The following is a 13,268-nucleotide window of genomic DNA, read 5'->3' as shown; positions in this document are numbered from 1 at the left end:
AAGGTTGCCCTGCTTGATATAACAATACCAGTCCTGGACGAACGCTGCTTGAAACTGGCGACGAAACGCGCTGCGCCTGGGGAAAATACTAGATTATGAGCATGCGCCTGAAAGAAATGAGCCACGAACGTCGCCCGCATTCGACTTACCCATTTTATGGGGAGCTGTTTCCTGGCTTCTTCAGTAGCATGATGCAACTGACTTCCCTATAGTTTGTTCACAGAAACGCCAACGCCTGTAAGCGCGCTGCGAACCGCACGCACAGGAGCCAGCGCCCGAGCGATACCTTCGTGCAATTGTGGCCGGTGACGGGTTGTGGCGTAATCGGATAACCCCCCTCGGTGCCGGTGGCAGTACTCAAAACCAGGAGTCACTCATGTCTATCGCAGGTCAATTCCGCAAGCTTCACGACAACTCGACGCCGCTTCGACTGCCCAACGTCTGGGATGCCGGTAGCGCACGACTCTTCGAGGCGGCCGGCGCCCAGGCCATTGCTACGACCAGCGCCGGTTTTTCATGGGCGCTCGGTTATCCGGACGGTCGCGCGTTGCCGTTCAGTGAAACCGTGGGCAGCGTGCGACGCATCGCGAGAGTGTTGAAAGTGCCGCTTTCGGTGGACATCGAACACGGCTACGCCGACGATCCGAAGACGGTAGCGAACCATGTCATGCAGTTGATCGACCTCGGCATCGCAGGCATCAACATCGAAGACGGCCCGGACGCGCCTACCGTGTTGGCGGCGAAAATCTCCGCTATCCGCGATGCGGTGTCGAAATCCGGCGTCGATCTGTTCATCAACGCCCGCAGCGATGTGTTCCTTGCCAGCCTGGTAGAAAAGGCCAGGCAGGTCGATGAGTCGATTGCGCGCGGCCAGATCTACGCGGACGCCGGTGCCGACGGTCTGTTTGTGCCTGCACTCGCGCAACCCGCTGACATCGAAAAAGTAGCGGCCGCCATCCGGCTGCCCTTGAACGTCATGGCGCTGCCGGGTCTCGCCGACGCGGCGACGCTGGGCAAACTCGGCGTGCGGCGGCTGAGTGCAGGCGGAGGCATCACGCAGGTCGTTTTGGGCAAGGCGAAAACACTGGCTCAACAGTTCCTCGCAGACGGCCGCTCGGATACGCTTGATGACAATCCGCTGCCGTACGGAGAGATTCAGCAACTGTTCGCCAGGCTGCCGGCGAAATGAGCGACGCCGTTGCACGGCGATGGTGTGAAAGACCCAGCTTGTGCACGATCCAGGCGCCAGAGAGTTCTTCGCGTAGCGGTACGCCAATGTTCGATGACACGAAGACTTTCTGGTTTGTAGTGTGACGCTTCACACGTGTAAAGGAAAAATGATGTCCAAGTCTGTTTCTGCTGCTGCCTCGGGCACGTTCGCCATTGGTGGCGACCTCGTCGTCAACCGGCTCGGTTTTGGCGCCATGCGTATTACCGGACCCGGTATCTGGGGCCCACCTGCCAATCACGATGCGGCAATCGCCACGCTCAAACACCTGCCTGAAGTTGGCGTCAACTTCATTGATACGGCGGACTCCTATGGGCCGTACGACAGCGAGTACCTCATCAAGGAGGCGCTCCACCCGTACAAAGGTCTGGTGATCGCGACCAAGGGCGGGTTGACCCGTCATGGCCCGGACATCTGGGCTCCGCTTGGCCGCCCGGAATACCTGCGGCAGTGCGTTCTCACGAGTCTGCGCCGCCTCGGTGTCGAACAGTTCGATCTCTGGCAATTGCACCGGGTCGATCCGAAAGTGCCGCGCGACGAACAATTCGACGCCGTCGCCACCATGCAGCGCGAAGGACTGATCAAGCATGTGGGCCTGAGCGAAGTGCCGGTGGACGACATCGAAGCGGCCCAGAAGCATTTCAAGGTTGCCACCGTGCAAAACCAGTACAACCTCGTTGATCGAAAGAGCGAGGACGTCCTGGACTTCTGCGAAAAACACGGCATTGGCTTCATTCCGTGGTTCCCTCTCGCGGCTGGTGAACTTGCCAAACCGGGCTCTATCGTGAGCACCATCGCCAGGGACCACGGCGTCACGACCGGCGCGGTCGCGCTCGCCTGGTTGCTCAAGCGCTCCAAGGTCATGCTGCCTATTCCGGGAACAGGCAGTGTCGATCATCTGATCGAGAACGTGGCCGGGGCCAGCGTCAAGCTGACCGACGAAGAGTTCAACGAACTGGATCGTCAGGGGCGCAACGCCGCTGCGAAGTGAAACCGGGCACGGCTCGCGCGGTGGCAACACACACCCGCGCGAGCATGCCACCCATACGCGCCGCTATTTTCGCGCGTCACGTATTGCATGAAAGGGGAATCAGCCATGCTACAAATTCGCCCAGGCTGTGAATGTTGCGACAAGGATCTGCCGCCTGATTCGCTGGATGCGCGCATCTGCACATTCGAATGTACGTTTTGCAGCGACTGCACTGACAACCTGCTAAAGGGCATTTGCCCGAACTGCGGAGGCGATCTGGTGGCCCGCCCGCGACGTCCCGCCAGCATGCTGGCGAAATTCCCCGCGTCGACCGAGCGCGTGTTTAACGCAGACTGCCATGACAAATTCAGTCATCCGGTCGAATGATCCGCATTGCGCGGACACAAAGGCAGTGGAGAACGATGTGATGGATGGTGAGCGATACGGGCCGGTTTTCATGCGCGCGGCACGCTACATTGTGCGCGTGTACAACCGACATCTTGCGGACATGCTGCTGACCGCCAGCCAGCACGCGATTCTCGAAGCGTTGGGAAAGTCTGGACCCATTGCGCTCCAGGACCTTGCGGACGAACTCGTCGTAGAGCGCTCAGCGTTGCAGCGAACCTTGCAGCCGCTGAAAAAGACAGGACTGGTGCGCTCGTTGACGGACTCGAATGAACGGCGGCGTCCGCTCTATCAACTGACCGACGAGGGACGCAGTTTGCTCGAGTCGTCCGCAGCACGCGTGTGTTCCGCCGAAGCAGAAATAGAACAGCTCTTCGACCGGTCGGACATTCCCGCCGTTCGCGACGGTCTGGTACCGGTGGCGAACGCGTTCCGCGAAAAGGTGGAATCGATCAGCTAGACCGCGAGCACGCTTCACGTGGCCAGTCGCACGCGACTCATCCGTGCGGTCGCTCGCGCTGCGTGATCGCGTGCCCCGCGTGCCATGCTGATGCGTGCTCCCGTGCCTGAAAAAGGCGGGCACGGAATCATCCGTGCCCCGGCACGCGAAAGGCTGGTATGGAGGAGACTCCCTCTCGCGATACCAAACAAGGCTAACCATAAAAACAAGGCGTTGTCATGGAGATGACAGTGACAATTAGGCCACACCGTGCGCGCCGACACAATTAGACGAAGGTATCGAACGCATAAAGGCTTTCTCGACGAGGAAATCGACCGTAATCCAGATTTATCGTGGTCGCATTTTCGATCAGTCACGTCCCAATTAATCCTCGCATGATTACAATAGCAGCGTGGTACGGCACCAGACCCAGCCACCAGACTCGACTACCGTAACGCTGCGAAACCTGATGTGCGTTCACACCACCCTGATTCCATCTCGACGCGACAGGAAGGCGAAGTGAAATTCAAGCTGCGACAGATGGAGATATTTCGTGCAGTGATGCTGACCGGCACGGTCAGTGGCGCAGCGCGCATGCTCTACGTATCGCAGCCGGCGGTGAGCCGACTGCTGACTCATACCGAAACGAGTCTTGGCATCAAGCTGTTCGAGCGTACCGGCGGCAAGCTCTTGCCCACCCCGGCGGCAGTGGCGCTCTTCGAAGAGGTGCAGCCGGTCTATGATGCAGCGCTCAACGTCGACCGCTTCGTGGAAAATCTGGCCAACCGGTCCACGATCGAAATAAGCATAAGCTGTAGCCCCGCCTTGGGGATGAGCCTGTTACCCAGAGTCATCGAGGTATTTCATCAGCGCAATCCAAGGACACGTATCCGCTTTTTCACCACGCTCACTGTGGACGTGCCCAACGAACTGCTCAGCAAGAAAACCGATCTCGCGGTGACCTTGCTGCCGCTCAGCAATCCAAACCTGAGTGTAGAAAAGATCGGCACCGGCAGAATGGTATGCGCCATGCCGCCTCATCATCCCCTTGCGCAGCGCGAGCGGATTTCCCTGTCCGATCTGGCCGGGCACGAGACCATCTTCCCGTCGCCCAGCATTGCGTTCGGCAGAGTCGTGCGCTCCACGCTCGAAGGGTACGGCATCGAGATCACCCCCACCTTCGAGGTCCCGCGCGCCGAACTGGCGTGTGCGCTGGCGCGGCGCTCGCTCGGCGTGGCCGTAGTGGATGAATTCTGTGCCGGCGATGATCTGTGGACAGGCTTGCTGATCAAACCGCTCGTCGAGCCGATTACCTACAACATCAACCTGATCTATCCCAAGTTCTCTGTTCGCTCGAACGCGGTGGAGCAGTTCATCCAGATCTTGCGCGACTATATGAGCCAATATGAGGCGGATAGATCGCGCAGGTCGAATGAACTCGATGACCCGCCAGCGAATCCATAACACCTTGCTCCACTCGATACCCCTACCATGTTCGAAGAAGCCCTGGCGATTACGGTCTACATCCCGTTCGATTCGCAGCCGGACCTGAGCGCGCTCGACCTGCCGTCGCTGTCCGCCGTCTGCCAAACCCTGCCGAAGGTCATCGACCTGCTGGAGCGCTCACGCCCGATTGGATGCCTCGGTCACTATGCTGCGGCTTACGAACTGAGCATCGGGCTGGAAGGGTTCACGCCTTTGGAGGGGGCGAATCCCACACAAGGCGAGATCGGGCAGCGCGAGTCCGTGCCCACCCTCTGCTTTAAAACGTATGCGCCAGGAGGGATCGCGCAGGAGAAGGTCGAGGCCTTCCTGCACGCACTCATTTCGATTCATCCGTGGGAACACCCCGCCATCGAACTGCATCGCGCGCAGCTGGTTCGCGGGCCGGCTGACGCAACGTAACGCAACCTGGCGCAACGTCCTGGCTAACCGGTTGACGGCTCGTCGGCTTCACAACCGAGGACGCGTTCGTTACGGTCCTTGATGACATCGTACGTGGTGGCTGTTGCACCGGGGCCGGGCGTATACCGTACGTCGCGAAACGTTAGCGCTTTGCCATCCGTACTGCGCACGCACACCTTTTCAACCGGCTGCCCGCTACTGTCTTCCACCAGTTTGATGGGCGGCTGACCGTTCGGCGAGAGCCACTTATCGCCCCATTGAATGAGCGCGACGAGCACGGGATAAAGCGCCTCGCCTTTGTCGGTCAAGCGGTATCCAAAGGTATTGGCCCGTTCCGCGAGCGGGAATCGTTCCAGAATGCCGAGCTGAATCAGACGCTCGAGCCTCACGGTCAGCACGTTGCGCGCAATCCCGAGTTCGCTCTGGAATTCATCGAAGCGGGTTCTTCCCTGCGTGCATTCGCGCACGATCAGCAACGTCCACCACTCACCCACCTCGTCGAGAGCGCGAGCGATCGAGCAGTTCAGTCCATCGAAGCGTTTTCTATACATGATGGCTTCGATACTACCGTAAGTTTTCTCACGCCACTTACCCGCTTTATGGGGAACAGCTTCCCGGTTTCGCCCAGTAGCGTGATGCAACTGAGTTTTCTATAGTCTCATCACGAAACCCATTGCAGGTCTACCAGAGGAACCATCATGGATCGCCGTCTCATCACCCTTGCGCTCGGTATGTTTGCGTTAGGCACCGACAGCTTCGTTTTCGCGGGCATTCTGCCCGAAATCGCCCGCTCGTTTAACGTAAGCATAGGAGGCGCGGGCCAGCTCATTACGGTGTACGCCATCACGTATGCATTGCTCGGCCCGACCATCGCAGCACTCGCCGCGAACGTAGCACGCAAACGCATGTTGCTCGGCGGAATCGGCCTGTTCGTGGTGGCCAATCTCGCCACCATCGTCGCGCCTAACCTCGGTATCGCACTGGTCACGCGCGCAGTGGCCGGCCTCGGTGCCGCGATGTTTTCCCCCACTGCCAGCGGCACCGGCGCGATGCTCGTGCCGCCTGAGCGTCGCGGTTACGCGCTCTCCATTATCGTAGCAGGCCTAACCAGTTCGACTGCACTGGGTGCGCCGCTGGGCACGATCATCGGCGGCCTCGCCAACTGGCACTGGACCTTGATTTTCGTCGCCGCGTTGGGCACGGCTGCCTTCGCCGGCATCTGGGCGTTCATGCCGGATGTTCCGCTGCCGCCGGCCATCTCGCTGAAGAAACGCGTGTCGCCGCTGGCCGACTCACGCGTCGGTCTCACGCTCGCCACCACGGTGCTCGCACAGATCGGCACCTTCACCATCTTCAGTTACCTGTCGGTAGTGTTTGATCGTGCGACCGGCCACAGCTCCACCGTACTCGGCGGCCTGCTCGTGCTCTTCGGCGTCGCGGGAACCCTGTCCAATCTTCTTACCGGCCGCATTCTCGACAAGGTCGGCTCGCGCAAGGTCGTCATCGGCATGCTCATCGCAGTGGCATCGGTCATCGTCACGATGCCCCTCTCCGGCGCGCATCTCTGGAGCGCAGCGATTGCAGTGACGATATGGGGTGCCTGTGCGTGGGGCGTGCTCGTGCCGCAGCAATTCCGCCTCGCCAGTCTGAATCCCCCCATGACAGCAGTCCTCGTCGGCTTGAACACATCGGGTACTTACATCGGTGTGTCCATCGCCGGGGTCGTCGGTGCCGCGATGATCCCGACCATCGGCGCCCATAACCTGGGTTATCTGGCCGCCGCGCTGGTCGTCGCCGCCCTGTTCGTCTCCGAACTGGCCAGCTGGCGCATCGCCACCGTCGCGAAGGCCGCCGCCGCAAAAGAAGCCGCCGGCGCCGCTGTAACAGCGTAATGACTGCCGGGGCGACACCGCCCCGCATCGTGACGAGTTGAGCGCGCGATCCGACGTGCGCTCCGATCTAATTCCTCCATAGAAACTCGCTATTCCGGTTTATCGGAGCATCAGACGCGTGTGTCGAGCGCCTGTGTCGAGATCACCCGGTGAGCAGACTCTTGAACTTGTGGATTATGATCGCAATCTAGATTAGAGGTAGTGCGTATCGGTCCTCCGACACGGTGTTGGAGCAATGCGCTGACAGTCATTCCAGCCTGTTAACTTATTTGGGATTTTTATGAACGATCGTTTCGACCCGGCCGAGGTGGGCGTGTTGGCCCCAAAAAGCTCGGCACACGCGGGTAAGCCACGATGGGTTGGTAAGGCCATCGCGCTGGCGGTAGTCGTTGCTGTTGCCGCAACGGCGTATCACCTGCATGGATCCGGCGCGGCGCCGGTTGCTGCTCCGCCTGCGGCGCCGGTTGCAGTCAGCGCACCGCTACAGCGCAATATCGAGGCACGGCTGGGCTTTCTCGGGCAGTTCTCGGCGGTCGACCGCGTCGAACTGCGCGCCCAGGTGGGCGGCACGCTGACCCAGATCGCGTTCAAGGATGGCGATATCGTGCACAAGGGCGATCTGCTGTTCCAGATCGACCCCGAGCCTTATCAGATCAAGCTGAGCGAAGCGACCGCACAACTGGAATCGGCGCAGGCCCGGCTGGCGCTCGGCACGCGGGAACTGGCGCGGGCCCAGGAACTGCAACGCTCTGAAGCGGGGACGGTCGAGAACGTCGACCAGAAAGCGGCCGAACAGCATGCCGCACAGGCCGCCGTGGACGACGCGAATGCCCAGGTTCGCGACGCGAAGTTCGATCTGGACCGCTGCAAGGTCTACGCACCGTTCACCGGGCGCATGGGCACTCACCTCGTGTCGACGGGCAACCTGGTGTCCGGCAGCCGTGCAGGCAGCAGCCCGACCACACTGCTCGCGACGATCGTCTCGCTCGATCCGATCTATCTGGACTTCGACATGAGCGAGAACGACTACTCGACGTTCCAGCAATCCCGCGCAGGACAAAAGGGTGCGCTGGCGGACGCGGTCAGCATTTCGCCAACGGGCGACAGCGGCTTTTCGCGCAAGGGCACGCTGAACTTCATCGACAACGCGCTGGACCGTTCGAGCGGCACCATCCACGCGCGCGCGACGATTCCCAATAGCGACTTCAGCCTCACACCCGGCGGCTTTGCGAGGATCCAGCTCGCAACCTCGGCGCCTCAGCCGGCCCTGCTGGTTCCCGACGCAGCGGTCCTCGCGGACCAGACCGATCACATGGTGTATGTGGTGGGCGACGATGACGTCGTCACGCCGCGAAAAGTCGAGATTGGCGATCTGCGCGATGGTCTGCGGGTCATCCGTTCCGGCCTTAAACCCACTGACAAAATCGTCATCGACGGCATTCCGTCCGTGCGGCCTGGCACAAAGGTCGCGCCTCATGCGGGCACCATTCAGCCTGATTCGACCCAGGCTGCCGAAGGAGCGAAGTCGTGAAACTCACCCACTTCTTCATCGAGCATCCGCGCTTTGCCGCGGTGCTCAACATATTCGCAGTGCTCATCGGTCTTGCGACGATGATGTCACTGCCGGTCGCCCAGTATCCGAACATCGTCCCCACCACCATCCAGATCACGACGTCCTATCCGGGGGCATCGGCTGACGTGATCGCGCGCACCGTGGCCACACCGCTCGAACAGTCGATCAACGGCGTCGAGAACATGGATTACATGTCCAGCCAGTCGACCAGCAACGGCCAGCTAACCATCACGGTGATCTTCAAGGTGGGCACGAATCCGGACACGGCGCTGCTCCTCACGCGCAGCCGCGTCGAGGACACGCTGTCGCGTCTGCCGCAGGACGTGCAGTTGCAAGGTGTACAGGTGAAGAAGACTATTGAGGCGCTGCTGCTTGGCGTGCACGTCTATTCACCGGACGGTTCGCGCAGCCCTGAGTACATGTCCAACTACATGCTCAAGATTCGCGACCAGATTGCGCGTCTGCCGGGCGTCTCGGACTTTCAGCTGTTCGGCGAACGGCAGTACGCCATGCGAATCTGGATCGACTCGGACAAGGCCGCTGCATACAACATCAGTGCCAATGAAATTCTGGCTGCGCTGCGCGCCCAGAATGCGCCTGTTTCGGCCGGTGTGCTGAATCAACCGCCGGTGTCGACCAAGGGGAGCGGCGCCTACCAGATCAACATTGATGCACTCGGCCGTTTGAGCACGCCTGAGCAGTTCGCCGATGTGATCGTCAAATCAGATCCGCAAGGACGTGTCACGCGTATTCGCGACATTGGCCGCGTCGAACTCGGTTCGGTGGACTATGGCTCGAAGGCTTACGCTGACCGTTATGCGTCGACGCCGTGGTTCGTGATTGCGACGCCGGACGCCAACGTGGTGCAGGTCGAGCACGCCGTGTGGGACAAGATGGCTGAGTTGAAGAAGAGCTTCCCGCCCGGCATCGACTACGAGAAGATTTACGACCCAACCACCTTCGTCAGCCAGTCCATCGAAGAAGTGATCAAGACGATTGCGATTGCCGTGTTGCTGGTGGTGGGGGTGGTGTACCTGTTCCTGCAGAACTGGCGTGCGACCATCATCCCGGTCGTGGCCATTCCGGTTTCGCTGATCGGCACGTTCACGATTCTTTCGCTGTTCGGCGCCTCCATCAATAACCTGTCGTTATTTGGGCTCGTGCTCGCGGTGGGGATCGTGGTCGACGATGCCATCGTCGTGGTCGAGAACGTCGAGCGCAACATGGCGCTCGGCATGTCGCCACGCGAAGCCGCCCATCAGACCATGAACGAGGTCTCGACTGCCATCATCGCCATTGCGTTGACGCTGTGCGCGGTGTTCGGTCCGACGGCGTTGATGTCCGGCATTTCGGGGTTGTTCTTCAAGCAGTTCGCCATCACCATCGCGGCATCCACGGTCATCTCGTGCTTTGTTTCGCTCACGCTAAGCCCGGCGCTCTGCGCGGTGCTGCTCAAGCCGCACGACATGGAAAAGACGCACGGCGGCACGACTACGCTCGGCCGTCTGCATCACGCCGTGTTTGGCCGCTTCAACACGTCGTTCGAATGGCTGTCCTCGAGGTACGGCAAGATGACCGGCCGTTTCGTGCGCGCAACCACCGTCATGCTGATTGTCTACGCCGGCCTGATTGGCGCGACGGCCCTGCAGATGTCACGCATGCCGACCGGCTTCATTCCGGATCAGGACATCGGCTACCAGGCGGTGATCGCTTTCCTGCCACCGGGCTCCAGCCTCGAACGCACCGACAAGGTAATCCGCGAAATCAACGAGATCGTTCTGACGACGCCGGGCATGCAAGGTGTGACGCACACCTCGCCGGTGGCAGGCTTCGACGTCACCACGGGCACGATTGCGCCCAACGTCGGCACGCTGTTCTATGGTCTGCCTTCGCTGTATGGCAAACACGTACCCGGCGTCAATGCGGCTTCGATGCTGGTCACGCTGCGCAAGCGCGTCTCCGTGGTCAAGGACGCCGTGGTCGTCGTGATCAATCCGCCCCCTGTGCAGGGTCTCGGTTCAGCGGGCGGCTTCAAGCTGATGCTCGAAGACCGTGGCGGTCTGGGTCCGCAAGCCCTCGCCAACGCGACCAACGCGCTCGTTGCGGCGGCGCGGAAAGACAAGGTGTTTGGCGGCGTGTTCACGCTGTATAACGCCGGGGCTCCATCCGTCTACGCGGATATCGACCGTCTCAAGGCAGAGAAAATCGGTCTTACGCCGAACGATGTGTTCTCGACGATGGACCTGTATCTCGGCTCGCAATACGTGAACGACTTCAACTATCTGGGCCGCAGTTATCAGGTGCGCGTCCAGGGCGATGAATCGTTCCGCCAGACGCCGGAGGACATCGGCCGCTTGAAGGTCCGCAATGCTGCCGGCGAGATGGTGCCGATCAGCAGCGTGGCCACCTTCAGGAACACGACGCAGCCGTATCGCGTGCCGCGCTACAACCTGTATCCCGCCGCGGAAATCATGGGTGCAGCGGGTCCGGGATACTCGTCGGGCGAAGCCATCGAGCGCATGGAACAGCTCGCCAATCAGGTGCTTCCGAACGGTATCTCGTACGAGTGGACCGACCTCGCGCATCAGCAGAAAGAGCAGACCATGTCGCCGCTGGTGATTTTCGCGGCCTCGGCATTGTTCGTGTTCCTCGTGCTCGCCGCGCAGTACGAAAGCTGGAAGACCCCGCTCGCGATCGTGCTGATCGTGCCGATGTGTCTGCTCGCGGCGGCCATTGGGCTGAACATGCGTGGGATGCCAATCGACATCCTCGCGCAGATCGGCTTCGTGGTGCTGGTCGGGCTGGCGGCGAAGAACGCGATTCTCATCGTGGAGTTCGCCAAGCAAAGGCAGGAGGAAGACGGCGTTGGTGCGGAGGACGCGGCGGTGCATGCGGCCCACGTGCGTCTGCGCCCGATCCTGATGACCTCGTTCGCGTTCATTGCCGGGGTGGCGCCGCTCGCCATCGCCTCGGGCGCCGGATCGGAAATGCGGCAATCACTCGGGACCACGGTGTTCTTCGGCATGCTCGGCGTGACGATCTTTGGCCTCGCCTTCACGCCCGCGTTCTATGCCTTTGTTCGCAAGCTCGGGATCAAGGACACAGCGAGGGACACCGTGCCTTTGCCCCGGCAGCTTAGCGGTGGAGATGCAAAATGAAACACCTGATATCGAGAACGTCGAAAGCGATCATCGGCAGTCTGATCATTGGTGCAGCACTTGCCGGCTGCGCCGTTGGCCCGGACTACGTTGCCCCAAAGACGGACCTCGCGCCGTTCCATAACAAGGACGCAGTGGCGAACCGGCAAACCACCCTGGCTGCGCCGAAGCTGGACAGCTGGTGGACGGGCTTCAACGATCCGATGCTCGCCAAGGTCGTGCAGCGCGCGCTGGATCAGAATCTGGATCTTCAGGCGTCGATTGCGCGCGTCACCCAGGCACGGGCGGCCGCGCAAGCCGCTGGCGCCGCGTTGCTGCCCACCGTGGATGCCAACGCGTCGTACACAGCGGAACACCAGAGCACGCAAAGTCCGCTCGGTGCGCTTGCCAGCGCCTTCCCGAACTACAGCCGCGACCAGAAGGATTACGTCGTGGGTGCGACGGCCAGTTGGGAAATCGACCTGGCGGGTGGCCTGCGGCGCGCGCATAGCGCCGCCAGTGACGAAGAGCAGGCCGCGGAAGCGACGCAACTCGGCACGCGCGTGACGGTGGCAGCGGATGCGGCGGACGCGTATCTGCAAATCAGGGGACTGCAGGCGCGTGTCGCCGTCACACAGGATCAGATCGACACCGACACACACTTGCTGGAACTCGTGAAGGCCCGCAAGCAGGCCGGTGCGGCCGACGAGCGCGAAGTGGCCCAGGCCGAAGCGCTGTTGCGTCAGGCGCGTGCAACCATGCCCGCGCTGCGGGTCGATCTCGAGGCGCAACTCAATCGCCTCGACGTGCTGATGGGCGCCCAGCCCGGGACCTACGCGGCGGAGTTGAACACGAACGCCGCTGTGATCCCGGACATTCCCGCCATCGGCACCGGCGATCAACCGGTCGACGTTCTGCGGCGCCGCCCGGACATCATTGCGGCTGAACGTCATCTGGCTGCGTCGAACGAGGAAATCGGCGTCGCGATCTCCGACTACTATCCGAAGATTTCGCTCTCGGGCGCGCTGGGCTTCGATAGCCTGACGACCAATCACCTGTTCAGCGCGAAGTCGTTCGAGCCGATCGGCACGGGTGCGCTGCAGTGGCGCCTGTTCGACTTCGGCAAGGTGGACGCGGAAGTCAGGAACGCGCGCGGCGCCCACGCGGAAGCACTCGCGCAGTACAAGGAAGCGGCGCTCAAGGCAACGGAAGATGTCGAGGACGCCTTCATGGCGCTCTCGCAGACGGAGATTCAGGCGCAGGAGTTGCAGCAGGAAGTGGATTCGCTCACGAAGGCGCGCGACCTGTCGGAGAAGGCGTATCGTGCTGGCTCCATCACGTTGACGGATGTGCTCGATGCGGACCGACTGCTGCTCGTCTCGCGCGATGAGCTAGACGCAACGCGGGCCGACGCCGCACGCGCGGCAGTCAGAACGTTCCGGGCGCTGGGCGGTGGCTGGGACGCGCCGCAGCAGGTTGCGCAAGCGAACTGATCGACCTGAGCGAACTGCAGAACCGTGCAAAATCCAGGCCAGAGTGCCTGGATTTTTTTTCGCTGCTCTTTTGTTTCGGCATCCTACTTAACTGGAATTTAGCAAAAAATACTGCACAACCTCGGTGCACGCTTTCATGTGTACCGACACACTCAAGCGCCCAAAAAAATCTTTTCGATGGATGGAATACCCGGCTCGTTGCTGTGTTTGCCCTCTTGTACGCAGC

General features: G+C 61.1%; 11 protein-coding genes. 10 read left to right on the top strand and 1 reads right to left on the bottom strand.

Translation table 11 applies throughout. The features are described 5' to 3' along the window. Window positions 1–376: 376 nt before the first annotated feature. From D0B32_RS04985 to D0B32_RS04960, 6 genes are all read left to right on the top strand, one after another. Complete coding sequence (locus D0B32_RS04985) at window positions 377–1,189, top strand: isocitrate lyase/phosphoenolpyruvate mutase family protein (RefSeq protein ID WP_117332540.1); 813 nt, start codon at window positions 377–379, stop codon at window positions 1,187–1,189. 151 nt (window positions 1,190–1,340) lie between these two features. Then, window positions 1,341–2,219, top strand: a complete 879-nt coding sequence (locus D0B32_RS04980; protein ID WP_117332539.1) for an aldo/keto reductase — start codon at window positions 1,341–1,343, stop codon at window positions 2,217–2,219. A 105-nt stretch (window positions 2,220–2,324) separates the two neighbouring features. Further along, window positions 2,325–2,585 carry a DUF1272 domain-containing protein gene (locus D0B32_RS04975; protein ID WP_117332538.1) on the top strand — a complete coding sequence of 87 codons (261 nt, stop codon included), beginning with the start codon at window positions 2,325–2,327 and terminating at the stop codon, window positions 2,583–2,585. Beyond that, complete coding sequence (locus D0B32_RS04970; protein WP_117332537.1) at window positions 2,557–3,063, top strand: MarR family winged helix-turn-helix transcriptional regulator; 507 nt, start codon at window positions 2,557–2,559, stop codon at window positions 3,061–3,063. The genes D0B32_RS04975 and D0B32_RS04970 overlap by 29 nt, the downstream gene beginning before the upstream one ends. Before the next feature lie 498 nt (window positions 3,064–3,561). After that, complete coding sequence (locus D0B32_RS04965) at window positions 3,562–4,506, top strand: LysR family transcriptional regulator (RefSeq protein WP_117332536.1); 945 nt, start codon at window positions 3,562–3,564, stop codon at window positions 4,504–4,506. Between the two features lie 27 nt (window positions 4,507–4,533). Next, window positions 4,534–4,947 (top strand): hypothetical protein, encoded by a 414-nt coding sequence (locus D0B32_RS04960; protein ID WP_117332535.1) that lies wholly within the window; start codon window positions 4,534–4,536, stop codon window positions 4,945–4,947. 23 nt (window positions 4,948–4,970) lie between these two features. Here the strand turns inward: D0B32_RS04960 and D0B32_RS04955 are convergent, their stop codons facing one another. Next, window positions 4,971–5,498 (bottom strand): helix-turn-helix domain-containing protein, encoded by a 528-nt coding sequence (locus D0B32_RS04955; protein ID WP_117332534.1) that lies wholly within the window; start codon window positions 5,496–5,498, stop codon window positions 4,971–4,973. Between the two features lie 147 nt (window positions 5,499–5,645). On the opposite strand from D0B32_RS04955, the gene D0B32_RS04950 reads away from it, so the two are divergent. The 4 genes from D0B32_RS04950 (at window position 5,646) to D0B32_RS04935 (ending at window position 13,042) form a co-directional block, all read left to right on the top strand. Beyond that, complete coding sequence (locus tag D0B32_RS04950) at window positions 5,646–6,839, top strand: MFS transporter (protein ID WP_117332533.1); 1,194 nt, start codon at window positions 5,646–5,648, stop codon at window positions 6,837–6,839. 280 nt (window positions 6,840–7,119) lie between these two features. Further along, window positions 7,120–8,370 (top strand): efflux RND transporter periplasmic adaptor subunit, encoded by a 1,251-nt coding sequence (locus D0B32_RS04945; protein ID WP_117332532.1) that lies wholly within the window; start codon window positions 7,120–7,122, stop codon window positions 8,368–8,370. After that, window positions 8,367–11,570 carry an efflux RND transporter permease subunit gene (locus D0B32_RS04940; RefSeq protein WP_117332531.1) on the top strand — a complete coding sequence of 1,068 codons (3,204 nt, stop codon included), beginning with the start codon at window positions 8,367–8,369 and terminating at the stop codon, window positions 11,568–11,570. The genes D0B32_RS04945 and D0B32_RS04940 overlap by 4 nt, the downstream gene beginning before the upstream one ends. After that, window positions 11,567–13,042 (top strand): efflux transporter outer membrane subunit, encoded by a 1,476-nt coding sequence (locus D0B32_RS04935; protein WP_117332530.1) that lies wholly within the window; start codon window positions 11,567–11,569, stop codon window positions 13,040–13,042. Before D0B32_RS04940 ends, D0B32_RS04935 begins: the two co-directional genes overlap by 4 nt. The last annotated feature ends 226 nt before the right edge of the window (window positions 13,043–13,268 follow it).

The organism is Paraburkholderia sp. DHOC27, assembly GCF_003429005.1.
In the GTDB taxonomy this organism is placed as follows: Bacteria; Pseudomonadota; Gammaproteobacteria; order Burkholderiales; family Burkholderiaceae; genus Paraburkholderia.
This window is presented reverse-complemented; position numbering and strand designations above follow the sequence as displayed.

Excerpts from the sequence above, each read along its gene's own strand:
- D0B32_RS04985 (WP_117332540.1), top strand. The coding sequence starts at position 377 with ATGTCTATCGCAGGTCAATTCCGCAAGCTTCACGACAACTCGACGCCG.
- D0B32_RS04980 (WP_117332539.1), top strand. The coding sequence starts at position 1,341 with ATGTCCAAGTCTGTTTCTGCTGCTGCCTCGGGCACGTTCGCCATTGGT.
- D0B32_RS04975 (WP_117332538.1), top strand. The coding sequence starts at position 2,325 with ATGCTACAAATTCGCCCAGGCTGTGAATGTTGCGACAAGGATCTGCCG.
- D0B32_RS04970 (WP_117332537.1), top strand. The coding sequence starts at position 2,557 with ATGACAAATTCAGTCATCCGGTCGAATGATCCGCATTGCGCGGACACA.
- D0B32_RS04960 (WP_117332535.1), top strand. The coding sequence starts at position 4,534 with ATGTTCGAAGAAGCCCTGGCGATTACGGTCTACATCCCGTTCGATTCG.
- D0B32_RS04955 (WP_117332534.1), bottom strand. The coding sequence starts at position 5,498 with ATGTATAGAAAACGCTTCGATGGACTGAACTGCTCGATCGCTCGCGCT.
- D0B32_RS04950 (WP_117332533.1), top strand. The coding sequence starts at position 5,646 with ATGGATCGCCGTCTCATCACCCTTGCGCTCGGTATGTTTGCGTTAGGC.
- D0B32_RS04945 (WP_117332532.1), top strand. The coding sequence starts at position 7,120 with ATGAACGATCGTTTCGACCCGGCCGAGGTGGGCGTGTTGGCCCCAAAA.
- D0B32_RS04935 (WP_117332530.1), top strand. The coding sequence starts at position 11,567 with ATGAAACACCTGATATCGAGAACGTCGAAAGCGATCATCGGCAGTCTG.